Source organism: Pyrobaculum organotrophum (assembly GCF_055384425.1).
Genome location: NZ_AP042430.1, coordinates 668,913 through 687,711 on the forward strand (window position 1 = coordinate 668,913; position 18,799 = coordinate 687,711).

Genomic DNA, 18,799 nt, shown 5'->3' on the forward strand with positions numbered 1-18,799 from the left:
GCGGCGTTTAACCCAACTCTGTTTTTCAGAATTCTTTCTGATCTCTACCTTTTAAACTACACGTTGGTATACAACAAATATCACACCTACCTCACGGTGCCGCCGTGAGGTAGGTGTGTCGAGAGAGTTGAAATAGGGATGGACTTTCAACTAGCTTTTCTCTCCCACGCCGTACACGCCCATGAGCCAAGTCTACATCACGCCGAATGAGTTGAACCGCTTGCTCACGCCAGACAGGCGCGAGTTGGCACATAAGATAATAGAGGAGGTGTTCCCAAGTACAGGCTCGCAAATTCGCTTGTGGTGTTTGTCAAATTCTTCTGGCAGGATGCCATCTTTTTCAGAGCGGTTCTGTTAAACGCCCAGTTGAGAATTGAAAACAAGGTATAGATAGGGTCGTTTTGTGAATCTGAAAAACATTATGATGAGAGTGCGGAGTCTCGGCACAGACTCCCGGGAAGGCAGGGCGCCGAGAGGGAGATCGCAGAGATGTGCGTATAGTCAAAAGTTAAATAATAGGCTTTTTATATAATAGAGTGCAAAAAGAGTTCGCCTATGAAGTCGGTATAAAGCTAATAGAGCGGGTGCTCCCAGATAGCGACAAAGTTAAGAAAATATGGGATTTACTTATTACAGATACAGAAGTTCAAGCCTATCTAAAAATGGCTAATGTTTTTGCTGTCCAGAGATTAAGATATAATGATCACGGCCCTGTACACTCTAGAATTGTTGCTGGTAGTGCCCTTGCCATATATAAAATACTTACAGAAAGGGGTTTTAGGCCAAGTGTAGTGGCAGATGGAGTAGGAGATATAGAGGACTCTATGGTTGTGACATTAATGGGCGCGTATTTACATGACATAGGTAATTCTGTCCATCGTACACACCACCCCATATATTCAGCTATGTTAACAGATAGGTTGGCTGAAAAAATACTATCTAAGGTCTATGGAGACACAGAGAAAATGTATATGCTTAAACAAGAGGTTCTACACGCCGTGTTTTGTCACGACGAGACATATACATGTTTAACATTTGAAGCTGCGTGTGCTAAAATAGCTGACGGTACAGATATGTCTAGTGGTCGTGCTAGAATTCCCTATCGGATTGGGAAGCTAGATATACACGCGTTAAGCGCCTTGGCTATCGAGCGCGTAGAGCTTACTTCTAACGACACCAGACCTCTTGCTATAAATGTCTATATGTCAAATGAGACCGGGATTTTTCAGATAGATTCTGTGTTAGGGCAAAAGATAGCCACATCAGGTTTAGCCCCTTATGTAGAAGTCCGGGCATATGTCAAGGGGAAGCTTTTTGCCACAAGAACGTTTGAAACTACACACGTGATTAGGAGCTGAGTTTAATAAATTTAGATACTCTCTCAAGATCCCCTCGTACGACTTCTAGCAAGAGTTTGACAGACTTGCATTTCTCTCCTCCTTCTAATATAGGTAATATCTTAACATATACCTCGTAGACCCCCTCTGCTATTTTCTCTTCTAGTCTCGCCAAAGCGTTTTTCAATTGTTGCAAATCGGCGCTCTCTATGGGATTTCCAATTAAGACTAGCCCTATGTGCTTCTCTGTGCCTTTTACGCCGATAATAAACGTGGAACTGTCAGTGTTTACAAAGTCTAGATGCTCAGGTAAAAGCGAAATATCCAATTTTTCAAACAATTCTCTCATATGGGGTGTCAAAAGTTGAATTAACCTCTCTACGCATGCAGAAATCTTCTCTGGTGTAATACATCTAAAGTCACAATTTTCGCACTTAGGATGTATGAATTTCAACAACTCCGCTGTGTATTTTAACTCATCAAATCTTATACTTTTACCATATGCCGTTAGTACGTTAGTTACGGCTTTTTCAAGCTCAGAACAATCACTAGTTTTTTCAATAACCTCCCTTAATATACAGTTTCTATATACCAGTTCGCGAAATCTAGCCTTTGCCTCTTCTATTTTTCCCTCATGGAACAACCTCCCTATTTCTACAGCTATTGCAGTAAATTTTCCGGAAGTTGTAATACCAAGAGAGCTTAACGTAGGAGTAATAGTCCGAGATAGACTTCTTGACAGTTTATTCTCATCTAGAAACTCCGCTATGACACTACTAACGTCGATTACGCCTTGTGTATATTTTACATACGCCTTTTTTAAAAGCGCGAACAACCTCTCGGGAGATATACGTATATACCACGAGTGGTATTGACACCTCTCTTTTTGCAGTTCTTCTCTCAACAATTTACATAGTCTCTCTAGGTCTTCTATAGATTCGATGCGCTCCTCGCGCTCGCCTATACGTATTAATACCACAGAATCATAGGGAGGGAGATTAAAACCTAAAACTCGCATTATATGGTATAACCTGTTATAGGCCCCTTCATAACGCCGGCCCTCTCTGGGGGCTCCGGGCCCGCCTCCGCTGACGCCCTTGGGGCCGCCGTGATGGCCAATGTCGCCATGGCCGCGGTGGTGTTCGTCCTGAGCGGTATTAAAGTCTTATATTACCTCTGTATCGATACTATGGATATTGTAGAGATTTTAAGAAAGAGGGATATCAATGAGATAAAAAACGCTCTTATAGAGGTGCATAGACAAAAGGCCTTCTCATTGGCAGATTCTGAATATCTTAGCGACGAGAGAAAAAACGCGGCGCGTTATCATGCATACCACCTTGCATTAATTTCGCAGATATTACCCGATGTAGAAACTGACGTAGAGAGTATAACAGGTCTTGATTACCGTCTCGCAAAAGCCTTTCGGGAGGGGATAGAGAGGTGTAATGAAATTCCACATGTGGAAGAAGAATTTTACAAAATTGTAGTAAATGAGTTAAATAGAATTATCCGCACCCTCTGTATACAAAATAAGGAAGCTAGGTCTTAGTCATTCTTGGTTTTATTTGGTGGTATTACTACTAAGCTCTTTGTATATAGCTATAAGTAGATATGTCAAAACTGTGACTACTAGGAGAGCTATATAGTGGTGTAATTCGGCTACTTTTACTATTAAGGCAAACACGACATAAGACGCAAGGGCAAAAGTCAATACTAGAACCATTATGCTTACGTAGCGGGCTTGTTCAATTTCTCTAAGTGCTAATAATAAGTCTATGTATACATATCTAGAATATTTAATTAGATAGTAGATTGTTGGTATGAGTAGTACTAATGAGAAAATGCCAAGGTAAGATACTACAATAGCTATAACGAGAGTGAGAACTACAAGCTTCGCCGTTGTTATAAAGAAGTGTGTTACAACCTTATACAGCTTTTCATATGCGACAGCTATTTTTAATTCCCTTATACGTTTGGCCACATATTTCTCCAGTAGGCTACGCTGTCTCCAGAATAGTGGTGCTAGAAAAAGCGTCAGTATGGGCGTGGTAGATAATGCGAAAGCTAACTCCGCATTTTTCAAGACGCCTAACCTATATGCAACTATTGGAATAGTTATAGAGAGCTCCGAGATATGCGCCGTCGCCGTCGCAACGTTAATAGAAAACCTCGGCTGTCCTGTGGTGAAAAGTGCGCTTAGGAAGACAGCTGTTACTCTAACAAATACTGCTAGTAATGCTGTGGCTAAACTTAAGGCGATAAATAGCGGATTTACCGCTGGCATTGGAATCGAAAATCCAACGACTAGCATATATAGGTATATTATTAGGCTGGAAAGGGCTGTAGCCTCTTTTATGTGAACACCGTGGGTGTCGGCTCGCGAAAATATGTAACCTCCTATAAATGCCCCGAGAAAAGGCGAAGCTATTTGGAAGTATTGAACAACATAAACAAAGCCGAAGGCTATGGCGAGTGCAAAAGGTATAGCGTATTCGCGGCCGATTATCAGTCTGTATACATATCTAAACACTGCCAAAGCTACTACGCTGACTGCAGTTACGACTACAATATTTACCGGCAGGTTTTCAATAGTCGTTTTACCGAAAAGGAGACTTATTGCAAAGAAGAGCACAGCGTCTTCAAGTGTGGTTATTGAAAGCGCAATAGCTCTGGCTTCTGTTGGCAGAACTTGGGCAAATCTATTAACAAGAATACTTGAGGAGCTAAGCATCATGATAGCGATAATTAAAACCTCTGTCAGCGTAAGCCCTATTAGTTTAAAAAGTAACATAGACAGACTAATGATAAGCGCACTCTCTAGTATTACGGCAAAAAATGCGGCTGGCGAAAGCCCACTTATGCCTAAACCGCGGCCCACCTCAAATGCTACTAGAGATAGCAAAATCTGTAAGTAGACATCAGGGAGATTTACCGCGCCTAGTTTCCCTACTATAGCGCCTGCGAGAAAAAACCCGAGAAAAGGTGGAAAACCTAAGCGATCAAATAGATAGGCAAATAATACGCCAAGGAAAATAGTTATCGAAATTTCGCCAAGCGGAGAATTCACTAGTCTACAGTGTAGTAAAGTCTCTTCTTGCCTTTCCCCCTATTTTCTACCTTCAAAATTTTGATCGTGCCTATTTCGCGGGTATTTCTGACATGAGGGCCGCCGTCTGCTTGTAGATCTACACCCGGTATTTCTACAATCCGGAGCTGGGGTATGTCGGGGGGCATTTTTTCTGCTAACTTCACTACTCCAGGGATTTTCAAAGCCTCTTCTCTAGGCAACCAGTAGATCTTTACCTCAATTCCTCTTTGGGCTATTTCATTTGCTTCTGCCACAGCCTCTTCAAACGCCTTTCTAACGGTCGCCATATCGCCTTCGATATTAAAGTCGTCTCTAGCATACTCCGGCGTTATATCCCCACCTGTAATAAGGGCGTTATATCTCTTGTAGAGTATGGCAGATAATATATGGGCCGCTGTGTGTAAGCGCATCTTCCTATACCTTTTTTCCCAATCTAGTATTCCTGTGACTACATCACCTGGTTTAAAAGCCGGCGCTCTATCTAGTATGTGGACTACCTCGCCGCCTTTGTGGGAGGCCACTGTGCTATATTTCTCACTTCTGTAGATTATAAACCCGCTATCCGCCTGTAATCCGCCAGTACCGTCATGAAAAGCTGTTTTATCTAAGATAACTTCGTTGCCTATTACCTCTAATACAGATGCTTCAAATTCCCGGATGTAGGAGTCCTCTTGGTAAAGTAGCCTAGTTCTCATACAAGGCTCCGAGTTTGTACTTTTAATCTTTAACCCCTCTCCCTGACTTCTGCACCTCTTTGGTGATTTTATATAATATTTTCGAATAGCGAGAAACTTAGCGACCTACATGAGAAGACCTTCCACTATCTTTTCCGGCCCCTCCTGAGAGACTCGGAGATCCGTAGGGCGAAGGAGTGGCTTACGTAGAGACCGGGCTAGAGCGTGGCCGTCGGCAGTCTCTGTCTGTCTTCCGTTGGAGTTCATGATTATGTATTATGGCGAGGCGAGGTCTCTGTTGGCCAAGAGGGGTATACCGTGAACATCAAGTTTCAGACAGTTACACGAGAGCCCTTTCTTTAGGACAAAAGGACTCTCAAGTCAAGCGAAGGTAGACGATACCAACGCCAGTTACGTCCTCTTGTCCATGAGACAGATGGTATGTTAACAAAAATGTGGATGTGGCGATTAGTATGGGCCAAGAAGCTGTACAACATTAAGCCGTTACTTTAAAGTAGAAGCCGTTTTTTTCAAGTTCATCTAGAAGTTTTGACATATCTAATGTGCCGGGTACCTCCACTATGAAGACAAGGCGGACGTAGTTGGGTCTTTGTTCAGGGTCGTAGCGTTCATGGTAAACTTCAAGTATGTTTACATTATGAGACGCCAGAATAGATGAGGCTTTAGCTAGCGTACCCGGCCTGTCGGGTACTTCGCCGACTAGTTTTATGATACGTCTCTGTCTTGCTAAAGCTTTCATTAACACACGCATTAAAATAGGAGCGTCAATATTACCTCCCGACACTACAGCAACGGCCTTCTTCCCTCTTACATTTACCTTACCGGACATTAGAGCTGCAACTGCCACAGCTCCTGCGCCTTCCGCTATTACTCTCGTCCTTTCTAGCAGTAAAAATATAGCATCGGCGATTTCGTTATCGTCTACTAGTACCACATCGTCTACATACTCCTGGATTATTTTTAACGTGATGTCTCCTGGCCGTTTTACAGCAATGCCGTCGGCTATTGTGTCGACTCGCTCAATTAAGACAGGCTTCCCCTCTTTAAGTGAAAGATATACAGCAGGTGCTCCGCTGGCTTGAACCCCTATTATCTTTGCGTTTGGTCTCATTTTTTTGACGGCATATGCTACGCCGGAGATTAACCCGCCGCCTCCTACGGGAACTATGACAACATCTACATCCTTTACATCTTCTACTATTTCAACCCCTAATGTAGCTTGTCCTGATATGACATAATAATCATTATATGCGTGAAGGAATTTTGCACCACTTTTTAAAAGCTCATAAGCCTTCTTCTCTGCTTCGTAGTAACTCTCGCCATATAGTATTACAGATGCGCCATAGTCTTGTGTCTTCTTTACCTTAAGCCAAGGCGTAGTCTCTGGCATTACCACAGTCGCCTTCACTCCATGTAATTGTGCGGCATATGCAACTCCCTGTGCGTGGTTTCCTGAAGACGCAGTTATAAACTCTCTATACCCCTCTTGCATATATTTGTACATGGCGAAGTAAGCTCCCCTGATTTTGAAACTACCCGTCTTTTGCAGAGATTCCAATTTTAGATATACATCGCCTCCAGATATTCTAGAAAGCGACTCAGAGCGTAGGGTAGGAGTGCGGTGAATCTTACCCTCTTTCTGTTTTTCTCTTATTACTGAAAGTGCCTCTTCTAGTAATATCATGCACTTTTTATTGCCATTGCAAGACGGCGGATGCCCTCTTCAATTTGTTCGAAAGTTGGATAGGTGAAATTTAAACGCATAGCGTTTGTAAGCGATTGATCCACAGAGAAGCCGTGGCCTGGCACAAAAGCCACCTTATATTTAGTGATTGCAGTGACTAGCAACTCCCTCGTATCTATATGTGGCGGCACGGTGGCCCATATAAACATGCCGCCGCTTGGTTTCGTCCAACTTACACCAGGCGGCATATAAGTCTCTAATGCGGTTAGCATGGCGTCGCGTTTCCGTCTATAAAGTTCTTTTACGCGTGGCAGATTCTTTAAGATTATATTGCGTCTGAGCCCCTCTAGGAGTACGTATTGTGCAAATGTAGAAGTGTGTAAATTTAAGGATTGTTTAGCTAAATTAAACCAATCTAGGATTTCCTTATCTGCTATAACCCAGCCCAAACGGAAGCCAGGCGCGAATATCTTAGATGCAGTAGAGATATATATCACCCTTCCTGATCTGTCTAGTGTCTTAATAGGCGTAACTTGTATAGGCTCGAAGAGAAAGTAGGAATATGGGTCGTCCTCCACTATCAACAGATCATATTTTTCAGCAATCTCAAGAAGATATTTTCTTCTCTCTTGAGACATTGTTAAGCCGCTGGGGTTTTGTGCCGTTGGGATTGTGTAAATAAACTTTATTTTAGCGCCCTCTGCCTTGAGTTTTCTGATTGTATCCTCCAGTTTCTCTACAACCATGCCATGTTCGTCCATTGGTATGCCAATTAACCTCGGCTGGTATACTCTCCACGCTTGTAACGCTGCTATATATGTGGGGTTTTCTGTAATAATTACATCTCCTTGGTCTATAAACACACGCCCCAAGAGCTCAAGAGCCTCTTGACTACCTACTGTGATAAATACATTTTCCGGTCTTGCCTTAATGCCGGCGTAAGAGTCTACAAACTTAGCAAGTTCTTCGCGGAGTTCTGCGACACCCTCGGTAGAGCCGTATTGTAACGCTCTTTGTGGATAGGTCTCTAACACGTATGCTACTACTTTAGAAATTTCGTCGACGGGAAATGTGGAGGGATCAGGTAGTCCACCTCCAAAAGATATAACGTCGGAGGTTATCCATTTGAGCAACTCTCTTATTTCACTTGCAGTCATAAATTTTGTGCGCGACGCAAGTATACTATCTACTTTCATGCCAATAGAGTTCTTACTTCTATATAAACTTATTTATATATATCAGAGTCGTGAGCTAAGGCTTTTGCACAATTAATACATACTCTTCCCAATCCTCTCTTTATACTACATTTGTCGCATACGGTTTTCCCACATATAATACACGTAGATATAGAAAAGTTTCTCCTACAAATTTTGCAAAGAGAGGTTTCACAAACTATGCAGTATTTTCCAGCCCAATCGTAACGACATATAAGTCTTCCACATTTTGGACATTTAAACTCCGTCTCTTCAAAACCACATATTTGGCATTTTATCACTGTGGAATTATTTCTTAAGCAACTTCGAGAGCAGTTGCGGAACTTCGAAGGGAGTTTCGGCAACTGGTATACCAACTGATCTAAACGCCTCTATCTTACTTCTAGCGTCGCCTGTGCCCATCATCACTATTGCACCGGCATGTCCCATGCGTTTGCCCGGCGGCGCTGTACGTCCGGCGACATATGCTACAATAGGCTTGTTAAAAGCGCCTTCTGCATATAATTTTGCTATTCTTTCTTCAGCGTCACCGCCTACTTCGCCTATTACAACTATGCCCTCTACTTCTGGATCTTCTGCTACTTTGAGAGTGGCCTCCATAAGGTCTAGCCCTACTATTGGATCTCCGCCTACACCTATAGCTATATTTATACCAAAGCCCGCTCTTATAAGTTGATACGATATTTCGTATGTTAAAGTCCCGGATCTGCTCACTATAGCAATTCTCCCAGGCGTTTGGTATATACTATTTGGCATTATCCCTAGTTTCGTTTTAAGAGGCGGCGCCACTATGCCAGGACAATTGGGCCCTATGACTGTAACTCCTCTAGCCCTAGCGTAATTTACAACTCTCAAAGTGTCGTGTATTGGTATATGTTCGGTTATAACAATTATAAGCTCTATGCCTGCGTCTACGGCTTCAAGTATAGCGTCTGCAGCAAATCTCGCAGGCACAAACACCACACTGGCGTTAGCCCCTTGTTTTTTTACAGCTTCCTCTACTGTATCATACACAGGTACACCGTGTACTGATGTACCGCCTTTGCCAGGGGTAACTCCCGCGACGACTTTTGTGCCGTATTCTAACATCCTTAGAAGATGGAAAGAGCCCTCGCGGCCTGTGGCGCCTTGTACAACTACTCTTGTCTTAGGACTTACTAACACGGTCATATCTTCGCCAATTCTACAGCTTTTTTTGCCGCCTCCTCTGCGTTTTCAAACAACGGTATTCCAATTTCTGAGAGTATTGCCTTGCCTTGTTCCTCATTTGTGCCCTTTATTCTCACTACAATTTTCTTTGTATGTTCTTTAACCTCTGCAAGCGCATCTTTTATGCCCAGCGCTACCTCATCTGCACGCGTTATTCCTCCAAATATGTTGACAAATATAACTTTGACCCTGGGATGGTTAAGCAATACTTTGACTGCCTCCTTAACAACTTCTCTACTTGCGCCGCCGCCTATATCGAGAAAGTTCGCAGGTCTACCGCCGAAGTGATATACGAGATCCATTGTCGCCATGGTCAAACCAGCGCCGTTTCCAATAATTCCAATATCTCCATCTAATTCCACATAGTGAAATCCTATCTTTTTTGCATACGCCTCAAATTCTGTTATATCACGTGGATCCTCTTCCAACGCCTTCTCAAGATCTGGATGTTTAAAGAGGGCGTTGTCGTCAACTATCACCCTTGCATCAAGGGGTATTATCTCGCCCTCTTTTGATAACGCAAGCGGGTTCGTCTCAACTAGCTCAGCGTCATAATCTACCATTATTCTATACATTGCTTGTATAATTGAAGCGGTTTGTTGCCACTGTTGCGACCCAGGTTTAAAGCCGAGCCATGATATTATAGACCTAATGTGATAGTCTCTTAAACCAATAGAGGGATCCACATATACCTTCTTAATCTTTTCTGGGCTTGTTTTGGCTATTTCCTCGATGTCTACCCCACCTATTGGAGAGGCTAGGAATAGATATCTACGAGAAGCTCTATCGATGATAAGCGAAAGGTACATCTCCCGTTCGACCTCTACGTATTTAGTCACATAAAGCTTCCTCACTACAAGCCCCTTTATGTTCATGCCAAACATCTTTTTTGAAAGTTCATATGCCTCCTCTGGGGTCTGAGCTATCTTTATACCGCCTGCCTTACCCCTGCCTGCTACAACTACCTGTGCCTTTAAAACTACAGGCGTGCCTATTTCCTCTGCGATTTTGCGTACCTCATCTGGGGTTAGGGCTAATTTGCCAGGGGGTATTTTAACTCCATATCTCAGGAAGAGCTCTTTAGCCTCATACTCATGTAATTTCATAAAGTACAAAGAATCTAAGCTATAAAATATTCTTTGTAAGCTTGATGCCCAAAGTCTATTCAACAAATATCAAAAGATATATGCCGGGCTCTCTGGCAGCTAAAATTGCGTCTTTTCTTTCTCTAAAGGTACCAACTATATACCCGTTTTTTATCAAAACCCAGCCTTTCTTTCCGCTTTTTATTGCAACTTCTGTCCACCTCTGTAGCACCTCTTCTATCATATTACTAGCCTCTCCTCCTCAAAACATCTATTACGCCTTAACATATTACTTTCAACTATAACGCCGCCGTAGAGCTCCGCTTTCTCATACCCCATGGCAAGATATGCCGCTATTCTACCAACTGCATCTGCTTTCATAATACCCGAGCCTGATGTTCCAGCGGCGACGTAAAGCCCCTCGGCAAGTCTATCTACAATAGGCTGATAGTCTACTATGTTTTCATCGTAGTGTCCAGCCCAAGCGTTTTGTGGCATGCGGCCTTCAAACGCCGGGATGTATTTTGTCAACACTGGGTAAATGCCATAACGCCACAACGCCTCCTCCGGCTCTGGTTTTTCTTCAAAACGGAAGGGCCTTCTGTCAGCCACCCCAATCCAGAAGGTCTTCTCGTTTGGCTCTGGCCTCACATATATACCCTTAGGTAATATTATCATAGGCGCGTACTCCCTATCTGCTAAGCCAGACTTAAGTAAATCGTCTAGTTCTCCATCAGCTCTAACTACAAAGACCTGTCTCTTTCTTGGCTTAAGAGGCAGGCCAAAGCCGGCCATATTCATAAGCTGTTCAGTCCAAGCACCTGTGGCAAAAATAACGTTTCTAGCCTCTAAATAGCCCGCCGACGTCTCTAGCCCAGCTACTTTCACATCTTGCCACGTAAATGGTTCGCCAGGGATATTGAGAGGTTTCTTTGGTCTAAAACTCACGGACTCTACTTTGACGTTAAATAGGACTTCGCCCCCCTCTTTGGTATAAGCTTCATAATAATACCGTACGAGCTTTTCGGGATCCATAATTCCGGCTTCTTTAACTAGTAGCCCCAAGGCTATATCTGGTAAGCCCATCTCTCTAGCCTCTTCGTCATCTGTTACTTTAAACCTAAGCGGCATGTTTAATCTTTCAAAAAGATCGACTGTTACGCCTATTTTGCCTAGCTCTTGTGCAATTGCGCGCATAGTTTCGGCATTTTCTTTAGGTACAAGAAATAGATAACCAACAAACCTCATGTTAAGGTCAATTCCACTTTTTTGTATATCGCGGTAAAAATCTATACTAGTTTTAGACAATACCCTATTTATCTGAGATGTAAAAATTGTTCTAAAAGCCGCGGCAGATTTAGCCGTATCGCCCATTCCAACTCCCGCATATTGGTCTACTACTAGTACCTTTGAACGTGGAGAGAGACGTTTAAGGTGATATGCGATGGACATACCTATAACACCGGCGCCAACAATTACATAATCATACATAGTATCTAGATAAATACCACTATATATCAGTTAAAAGAGGTGTTGTACACTTCATGATTATATGACTATATAGTACGTCTAGCAAATAAAAACGGTAACGGTTTTGTGAGGCTAATTTTTAATCCCTTATGGTTTTCTCTTCGTAGATTGTCAAATACTAGTTGTAGCTTACGTGATGAGGTAAACCGCGCCGATGAGATGTGATATGAGAGTCCACAGCTGAACTTAGACAATTGCTATCTTTTGCGATTACTTTTCGGTGCAAATAGCTTTAACTACTATTGAGGTGGGGAATATCCCCTGTTTTTTAAGCATCTCTATGATTTCTCTGTTGTCTAAATCTATGACTTTGTTTACGTTTGTACATACGACGTTTATGTGTGGAGTTGTGCTGTCATAGTATGTACGCCCGTTGTGTTCAAAAGAGACAATATAGCCCCCGTCTTCTAACAGCTTAAGGACGGAGTAGACTGTGCTGGCGCTTATAGATGGCATCTTTTGCTTTACTTCATTTAGGATATCGTTAAATGTCGGGTGTTCTTTCTTGGCTAATTTCTCCATTACTATGTTTATAACCTCAAGTCTCTGTGGCGTTATGCGATAGCCCCTCTCTTTGAGGGCTTGTGTCATTTGTGAGATTTCCATATACATTAAATTTCTTATTAATATAAAAATTTAATTCTCCTCTAAGGTAAATATAAAAGGCAGTTGTTTTATGGGACTCTATGTCTGTCAAATTCGATGTTATTGACGTGCCTATTCCCCAGGGGGCTAATGTTATTATCGGCCAGGCCCACTTCATAAAAACGGTAGAGGACCTCTACGAAGTACTTGTAACGTCAGTACCTGGAGCTAAATTTGCCATAGCTTTTTGCGAGGCCTCTGGTAAGAGGCTTATTAGACATGAGGCAAACGACGAGGAACTCAGAAACTTAGCGATTGAAGTGTGTAAAAAAATAGCCGCTGGGCACGTCTTTGTTATATATTTACGCAACGCTTGGCCCATTAACGTCCTAAATGCTATAAAAAATGTGCAAGAGGTAGTACGGATCTTTGCCGCCACAGCAAACCCGCTAAAAGTGATAGTTGCGGAGGTAGAGCCAGAGAGACGCGGCGTAGTTGGAGTTGTTGATGGCCACTCGCCGCTTGGCGTAGAGACGGAGAAAGATAGAGAGGAAAGGAAAAAGTTCCTAAGAGACGTAGTTAAGTATAAACTTTGAGAATAAACTTCGCAACTCTCCTTTTTTTCATAGCTAACGGCATAGTTGTAGTTGCTATTCCACCCTATTTACGCGACTTAGGAGTGATCAGCGAATCTACGATAGGCACAATAATATCTACGGCGTTTTTCGTCTCCGTTATAGTAAGGCCGTTAAGCGGCTTTATAGGAGATAAAGTGGGTTATGTAAAAGTGATGAGGATAGGCGTTGTCTTTGCTGTTATGTCGCAAATTATGTATCTACTTAGCAACCCGCTATGGGTTCAAATTGGCAGAGTTTTTCACGGTTTTGCAATAGGAACTTTTCTTCCGATGTCTATAGCTATTTCAGTCACAGAGGGGGCCAAAGCCATGGCAACACGCTCTTTAGCTGTTGGTATCGGAAACGTAGTAGGCCCCCTTGTAGGTTCCATACTATACGACCTTGGCGGGGGCCGTCTATCCATCACGGTGGCATTACTCTTACATACAATCAATTGGTTTTTTATAAACGGGGCCGTATTTATAGAAACTCGGGGTAAGGGAGGGGACATACTTATGCCTGAGACACGTGTATTTTTCTTCACGGCGTTGTTAACAATTTATGCAACTGTCTATATGGGCATTTCTACTTTTACGCCACTTCGTTTAAAAGACGAAGGGTTGCCAATAACCTACTGGGGTCTTTTTTCTTCAACTGCAGCAATTTCTAGCCTAATACCTCGGGCTTTTTTACTTAGGATGGGGTTTGTTAATCATATCACTGCCGGACTTGCATCTGCCATAACAATGGCTGGTTTAGCGCTTGTAGCTGTGGCAAGGGATCTACCTCTTTTCTTAGTGGCCGGGGCGATATACGGCCTGGGGCAAGGCGCCGTTGTTGTTACATATCAAATATTGGCCCTTGCTGGTAGTAGAAACGCAGGTCTTGCTAGTGCTGTTTATACCATGGGTTGGGATTTGGGGTCGATCATTGGGCCAATTTTTGCAGGCATGCTAGTAGAACATTTTGGCTATGGCGTTTTATACTATGTGCCACTACTTCTTTTAGCAAACATGGGGACTCTGTTTATATATGCATTACATAAGCGGAAGATGTGAGTTTTCTCGAACAAATATTAAGCGACTCTGGTAGAGAGGTTGTTTATATAAAGACAGACGAAGCTGAGGTCGTTGAAAAGTGTTGTAGTGTACACCAAGTGCTTATGCCAGTTGTTGCAAAAGTCTTTGAAGCTGTTGGAATTTCCCATCTATATAGGTATCAATATGACGCTATTCAAAGCATTAGGAGTAATAGAGATACCGTAATTGTTGCTGGAACAGGTATGGGTAAGACCGAGGCTTTTTTAGCTCCGCTTTTTGAGGCGTCTCTAGAGTCGCTAGGAGGACCGGTGGCGCTTGTGCTATATCCCACTAAGGCGTTGGCTCGGGATCAGTTTGCCAGATTTAGAAAATTTGCAGACAAGCTTGGAGTAAGAGTCATGGTGTATGATGGCGACACTCCGCAAAGAGAGAGACGAATTCTATATGAAATGCCGCCGCATATAATAATTAGCAATCCCGACATGGTCAGCCTTGCCCTTATGCACGTGGCAAAATTTAGAGAACTTGTAAAACGATTGAAATACGTTATCTTAGATGATTTCCACGTCTATAGCGGCGTTTTTGGCTCGCATATGTATTACCTCCTGAGACGGCTTAAGCGATTTACAAGACCTGTTTTTATTGCGACGAGCGCCACTGTAGGAAACCCGGCGGAATTTGCCCAAGCCCTCTTTGATAGTAATAAAATAAACGTCGTTTGGGGACCGTTGGGCAGGAAGGGACGGTTAATACAAGTACTTGTAAGGCCGAAGTTTAGATCTAAGTGGGCTGAAGCTGCTCGCCTTTCTTCCCTATGTATAGAAAACGGGCTTAAGTGTATTGTCTTTACAGATAGCCATAGATATAGCGAGATTATATATAGAGCTTTAAAGATGGGGGGCTATGGAGATAAAGTAGCAGTTCATAGAGCAGGTCTCGAGCCCGAGGAGAGAAAAAATGTAGAGGAGGCGTTTAAGAGAGGCGATGTAAATGTAGTTATTTCAACGCCGACGTTAGAACTAGGTATAGATATAGGCGATATAGACGCGGCAATATTAGCATCAATACCGCCTTCTTACAATAGATATCTTCAGCGAATTGGCAGAGTGGGAAGACGGGGTCAAACTGGCTATGTGGTGCAAATATTGGGGAACGACCCTATTTCTCAATACTATCGCAACTACCCACACGAATTTTTTTCGAGATCGCTTGAACCACTTGGATTTGAAAAAGAGAATGAAGACATAGCGTCGCTCCATTTATTAGCTGCTGCAACAGACATGCCGTTGAAAATGGAGGAACTCACACCATTTGAACAAGAGCTGGCGGAAAACCTACTAAAAAAAGGTCGACTCAAAAGGGTGGGTAATTTTTTGAGAATCACAAAAGAGGGACGGGAGATGCTTTCATCCCTTAGTCTTAGAGGGTCGCCTCATGTGGTTAAGATAAAGACGATAGATGGAAGCGTAATAGGCGAGAGAGAGCTCCCATTAGCGCTTTATGAGTTACATCCAGAGGCTATATATATGCATGGGGGAAGGACATATGTATCCGAGTTGCTTGATTTGACACGTCGCATTGCTGTAGTTAAGCCTGTAGATGCAGAAGACTTAGTGACTCAGGCGTTGGAAGATATGGAGCCGGAAATTATAGAGGTATATGAAGAGGGGGTAACGGAGGGCGTGCCTTATCAATTTGGTCGTCTAAGAATAAAGATAACGGTATATGGGTATGCTCTCAAACGTTTTACCACAGAGGAGACTCTTGGAGAGTATAACATAGAGCCGCTCTCCTATGAGTTTGAGACAAAGGGTGTCGTTTTTTATATGCCGTATATACGCTTTAGTACAAATGACACAATTGACTGGGAGGCAAGAACTAAGGGTTATCACGCTACAGAACATGTGTTAATATCTGCGACGGAGATCGCAATAGGCGCCTCTAAGACCGACCTGGGCGGCATTAGTTATCCAGATGGCGTAATTGTAATATACGATTCGCATATAGGCGGCAATGGCACTACACGTCTCCTATTGAAAAACTTCAGAAGAGTAGCCGAAATAGCGCTCAAAATAGTAAAGGGTTGCGACTGTGTAGACGGTTGCCCTAAATGTGTCTATTCGCCATATTGTGGAAACAACAATAAGATGTTGTCACGGAGAAATGCCATCAAGGTTCTAGAAGCGGTGCTTAACAAGTCGGGGACACCCGCGGTGAGGGAGATCCCCAAGGCGGGTGCTCTAGCCTAGCCAGACGAGGCCCTCGTCGTCTATCTGCTCAACTCCGCGGCCCGCCTTCACCTCCCTCACCTTGTGCATGTGTTTCAGATCCTTGGCGGCCTGTAGCGCGGCGTCCGGCACGTAGAGCACCGCATCAAGCGGATCCGCGAGACTCATGCCTCTCCTGTTCTTATAGCGCCACACTGCGCTGTTTATCTTCTTGATGAGCTCAAACAACTTTTCGTCACCCTCTTTCCACTCCTCCGGCGGGTCCTCCAGCCTCTCGTCGTGTATAGATCTCCCGAAGGCCTCACGCCAGATCTTGTCTGTGACAAATGGCATGATTGGCGCCAGTAGCTTCAGACTGTACTTCAGCACCGTATATAGGGTCCACACTGCGGCGTTTTGCTCATCCCTTGTGTAAGAGCCATCGCGGTTGTAGGCACGCGACTTAACCAGCTCTATGTAGTGGTCGGCGAACTCGTGCCATATGAAGTTGTAGAGGGTGTGGGCTGGCTCGTAAACGTCGAATTTGTTGTACGCGGAGATCGCCCTTTTGGCAACTCCGTACAGCCGGGCCAGCACCGCCTTGTCCACTGGTGTCAACGCCGGCTTAGACTGAGGCTCTGGGAAGGAGAGGACGAACCGTGATATGTTCCAGACCTTGGTCACAAACTCCTTTCCCTCTCTAATCATGTTCTCGTTGTAGCGGTAGTCACTCCCCAGCCTCCCCGCTGCGGCAGCCCAGAACCTCACGGAGTCGGCGCCGTATTTCTCAACGGGCAACAACAAGTCTATGACGTTGCCCTTCGACTTATGCATTGCCTCGCCCTTCTCGTCTAGCCCCATGCCGTTAATCCTCACATATCGGAAGGGCACATCTCCAAACAGCAGATAGGCCCTTAGAAGGGCGTAGTACAGCCACGTCCTAATTATGTCGTAGCCTTGGGGTCTCAATATGGAGTGGGGATACACCTTCGGGAAAACGTTGAAGTCCTTGGTCACCCCCGAGGCGTACATCCAGGAGATTGATGAGTCGAACCAAGTGTCTAACACCCTCGTGTCGCCCTCTAGTCTCCCGTCTTTACATGCCTCCTTAACCTCGGGAGGCGGCTCATCTCTCCACGGCACGTAGTACTCCCCTCCCTTTGGCACAAGCGGGACGCGGTCGCCGTTAGGCTTAACACACCACCATATGGGGACCTCTGTGGCGTAGTAGCGGCGCCTGGACACGGGCCAGTCCAACTCCAGCGACCTTATCCAGTCTATGAGGACCTGGCGGTACTCGGGCGGGTAGAACTCCATCCTATGTGCTAACTCCACAAGCTTGTCTTTAAACTCTACCTGTTTTACAAAGAGCTCCCTAGTGACTATGATCTCTAAGGGGGTTTTACAGCGCCAGCAGACGGGCACGTTGTGAGATAGCCTTTCCTGCCTTACTAACAGACCCTCCGCCTTGAGGTCTTCGATGATCTTAGCCCTGGCCTCCCTAACTGTGAGACCAGCGTATCTGCCGGTCTTGATACGCCCCGCCTCGTCTATTATGATCCTAGTCGGTAGTTTAAGCTCGTTAACGATCATGAGGTCTCTCGTGTCTCCGAAGGTGGATATCATAACGAGACCTGTGCCGAACTTGGGGTTAGCGGCTCTGTGTGAGAGTATGGGCACCACCTGGCCCTCGGGCGGCACAATCGCGTGTTTCCCCTCTAGTTTTTTGTACCGCTCGTCCTCCGGGTGGAATATAACGGCAACTGTGGCTGGCAGAAGCTCAGGTCTCGTCGTGGCTATGACTATGTCTTCGCCTGTCTCCTGGACTTTAAACTTTATGTAGTTGAGGTATGTCTCCTCCTCCTTATACTCGATCTCTGGCTCTGCAAGCGCCGTACGACAACGAGGACACCAAGGCGTGGGTCTCTCGGCCTCGTATATTAGACCTCTGTGCCAAAGTTCTATGAATGTCTTCTGCGTCATCCGCCTATACTCTGGGCTGTCCGTACCCTGAGGCCAGTAGTCGAAAGAGAGACCCCACCTCCTTAGAGCTGTTACAAACTCTTTCTCGTATCTGTCTAGCTCCTCTTTACATAGTTGTAAGAATTTTTCTCGGGGTATCTCGTGTGCTACGATGTTGTATTTCTTTTCCACCTGCACCTCTATTGGAAGTCCGTTCCGGTCTAGGTAGAAGGGGAATACAACATCAAAGCCACGCATTCTTAAAAATCGAGCTATCATGTCGAAATGCGCATAAGACGCGGTTTGACCGATGTGTGGCCTATTGCTAGAGAGATAAGGGGGTGGCGTATCTATTACAAATATCGGCTTAGAGCCTGAGATTTTTGTCTTAAATCTGCCTTCGTTCTCCCAAGTTTTAAGCAACTCTTCTTCCCACCTTATATCCCATCTAGTAGGTAATTTATGTGCCACAGAAGCAGAACTCAAAGAGTTTTTAAGTTGAGTTAGGGACAAACATTTTAAATATTCTTTAAGTTGCGCATA

Annotated in this window: 17 protein-coding genes; 6 read left to right on the forward strand and 11 right to left on the reverse strand. The window is 44.2% G+C overall.

Features of this window, described 5'->3' with window-relative positions; translation table 11 throughout:
- The first annotated feature begins 181 nt into the window (after positions 1–181).
- Positions 182–358: a hypothetical protein gene (locus ACZ49R_RS04015; RefSeq protein ID WP_464733836.1), complete on the forward strand. Its 177-nt coding sequence runs from the start codon at positions 182–184 to the stop codon at positions 356–358.
- Positions 359–536: 178 nt separating this feature from the next.
- Entirely contained in the window at positions 537–1,358 is an 822-nt protein-coding gene (locus tag ACZ49R_RS04020; RefSeq protein ID WP_464733837.1) for an HD domain-containing protein, read from the forward strand.
- On the opposite strand, the gene ACZ49R_RS04025 is transcribed toward ACZ49R_RS04020, so the two are convergent.
- Positions 1,348–2,316: a hypothetical protein gene (locus ACZ49R_RS04025; protein WP_464733838.1), complete on the reverse strand. Its 969-nt coding sequence runs from the start codon at positions 2,314–2,316 to the stop codon at positions 1,348–1,350. The two genes, ACZ49R_RS04020 and ACZ49R_RS04025, sit on opposite strands and share 11 nt — an antisense overlap.
- Before the next feature lie 210 nt (positions 2,317–2,526).
- Between ACZ49R_RS04025 and ACZ49R_RS04030 the strand changes: the two genes are divergently transcribed.
- Positions 2,527–2,889, forward strand: coding sequence for a hypothetical protein (locus tag ACZ49R_RS04030; protein ID WP_464733839.1), 363 nt, complete (start codon positions 2,527–2,529; stop codon positions 2,887–2,889).
- A gap of 12 nt (positions 2,890–2,901) precedes the next feature.
- On the opposite strand, the gene ACZ49R_RS04035 is transcribed toward ACZ49R_RS04030, so the two are convergent.
- The 9 genes from ACZ49R_RS04035 to ACZ49R_RS04075 form a co-directional block, all read right to left on the reverse strand.
- On the reverse strand, positions 2,902–4,407 hold the full coding sequence (locus ACZ49R_RS04035) for a cation:proton antiporter domain-containing protein (protein WP_464733840.1): 1,506 nt from the start codon (positions 4,405–4,407) through the stop codon (positions 2,902–2,904).
- On the reverse strand, positions 4,407–5,123 hold the full coding sequence (gene alaXM / locus ACZ49R_RS04040; RefSeq protein ID WP_464733841.1) for an alanyl-tRNA editing protein AlaXM: 717 nt from the start codon (positions 5,121–5,123) through the stop codon (positions 4,407–4,409). The genes ACZ49R_RS04035 and alaXM overlap by 1 nt, the downstream gene beginning before the upstream one ends.
- Positions 5,124–5,598: 475 nt before the next feature.
- Complete coding sequence (gene ilvA / locus ACZ49R_RS04045; protein ID WP_464733842.1) at positions 5,599–6,807, reverse strand: threonine ammonia-lyase; 1,209 nt, start codon at positions 6,805–6,807, stop codon at positions 5,599–5,601.
- Positions 6,804–8,003, reverse strand: a complete 1,200-nt coding sequence (locus tag ACZ49R_RS04050) for an aminotransferase-like domain-containing protein (protein WP_464733843.1) — start codon at positions 8,001–8,003, stop codon at positions 6,804–6,806. The genes ilvA and ACZ49R_RS04050 overlap by 4 nt, the downstream gene beginning before the upstream one ends.
- 306 nt (positions 8,004–8,309) lie before the next feature.
- A complete protein-coding gene (gene sucD, locus ACZ49R_RS04055; protein ID WP_464733844.1) occupies positions 8,310–9,191 on the reverse strand; it encodes a succinate--CoA ligase subunit alpha in 882 nt (293 codons plus the stop codon).
- Positions 9,188–10,336 (reverse strand): ADP-forming succinate--CoA ligase subunit beta, encoded by a 1,149-nt coding sequence (gene sucC, locus ACZ49R_RS04060; protein WP_464733845.1) that lies wholly within the window; start codon positions 10,334–10,336, stop codon positions 9,188–9,190. Before sucC ends, sucD begins: the two co-directional genes overlap by 4 nt.
- 55 nt (positions 10,337–10,391) lie before the next feature.
- Positions 10,392–10,559, reverse strand: a complete 168-nt coding sequence (locus ACZ49R_RS04065) for a hypothetical protein (protein ID WP_011762774.1) — start codon at positions 10,557–10,559, stop codon at positions 10,392–10,394.
- Positions 10,556–11,806, reverse strand: coding sequence for an NAD(P)/FAD-dependent oxidoreductase (locus ACZ49R_RS04070; protein ID WP_464733846.1), 1,251 nt, complete (start codon positions 11,804–11,806; stop codon positions 10,556–10,558). Before ACZ49R_RS04070 ends, ACZ49R_RS04065 begins: the two co-directional genes overlap by 4 nt.
- 249 nt (positions 11,807–12,055) lie before the next feature.
- Entirely contained in the window at positions 12,056–12,451 is a 396-nt protein-coding gene (locus ACZ49R_RS04075) for a Fur family transcriptional regulator (RefSeq protein WP_464733847.1), read from the reverse strand.
- Positions 12,452–12,531: 80 nt separating this feature from the next.
- On the opposite strand from ACZ49R_RS04075, the gene ACZ49R_RS04080 reads away from it, so the two are divergent.
- Genes ACZ49R_RS04080 through ACZ49R_RS04090 form a run of 3 tightly spaced genes read left to right on the forward strand, consistent with a single transcriptional unit; the run spans position 12,532 to position 16,336 of the window.
- The gene (locus ACZ49R_RS04080; RefSeq protein WP_011762771.1) at positions 12,532–13,026 is read left to right on the forward strand and encodes an adenosine-specific kinase; all 495 of its coding nucleotides are present in this window, start codon (positions 12,532–12,534) and stop codon (positions 13,024–13,026) included.
- Positions 13,023–14,105 (forward strand): MFS transporter, encoded by a 1,083-nt coding sequence (locus tag ACZ49R_RS04085; protein ID WP_464733848.1) that lies wholly within the window; start codon positions 13,023–13,025, stop codon positions 14,103–14,105. The genes ACZ49R_RS04080 and ACZ49R_RS04085 overlap by 4 nt, the downstream gene beginning before the upstream one ends.
- Complete coding sequence (locus ACZ49R_RS04090; RefSeq protein WP_464733849.1) at positions 14,102–16,336, forward strand: DEAD/DEAH box helicase; 2,235 nt, start codon at positions 14,102–14,104, stop codon at positions 16,334–16,336. The genes ACZ49R_RS04085 and ACZ49R_RS04090 overlap by 4 nt, the downstream gene beginning before the upstream one ends.
- Here ACZ49R_RS04090 and ACZ49R_RS04095 read toward each other — a convergent pair.
- Positions 16,328–18,727 (reverse strand): valine--tRNA ligase, encoded by a 2,400-nt coding sequence (locus ACZ49R_RS04095; protein WP_464733850.1) that lies wholly within the window; start codon positions 18,725–18,727, stop codon positions 16,328–16,330. The two genes, ACZ49R_RS04090 and ACZ49R_RS04095, sit on opposite strands and share 9 nt — an antisense overlap.
- Between the last annotated feature and the right edge of the window lie 72 nt (positions 18,728–18,799).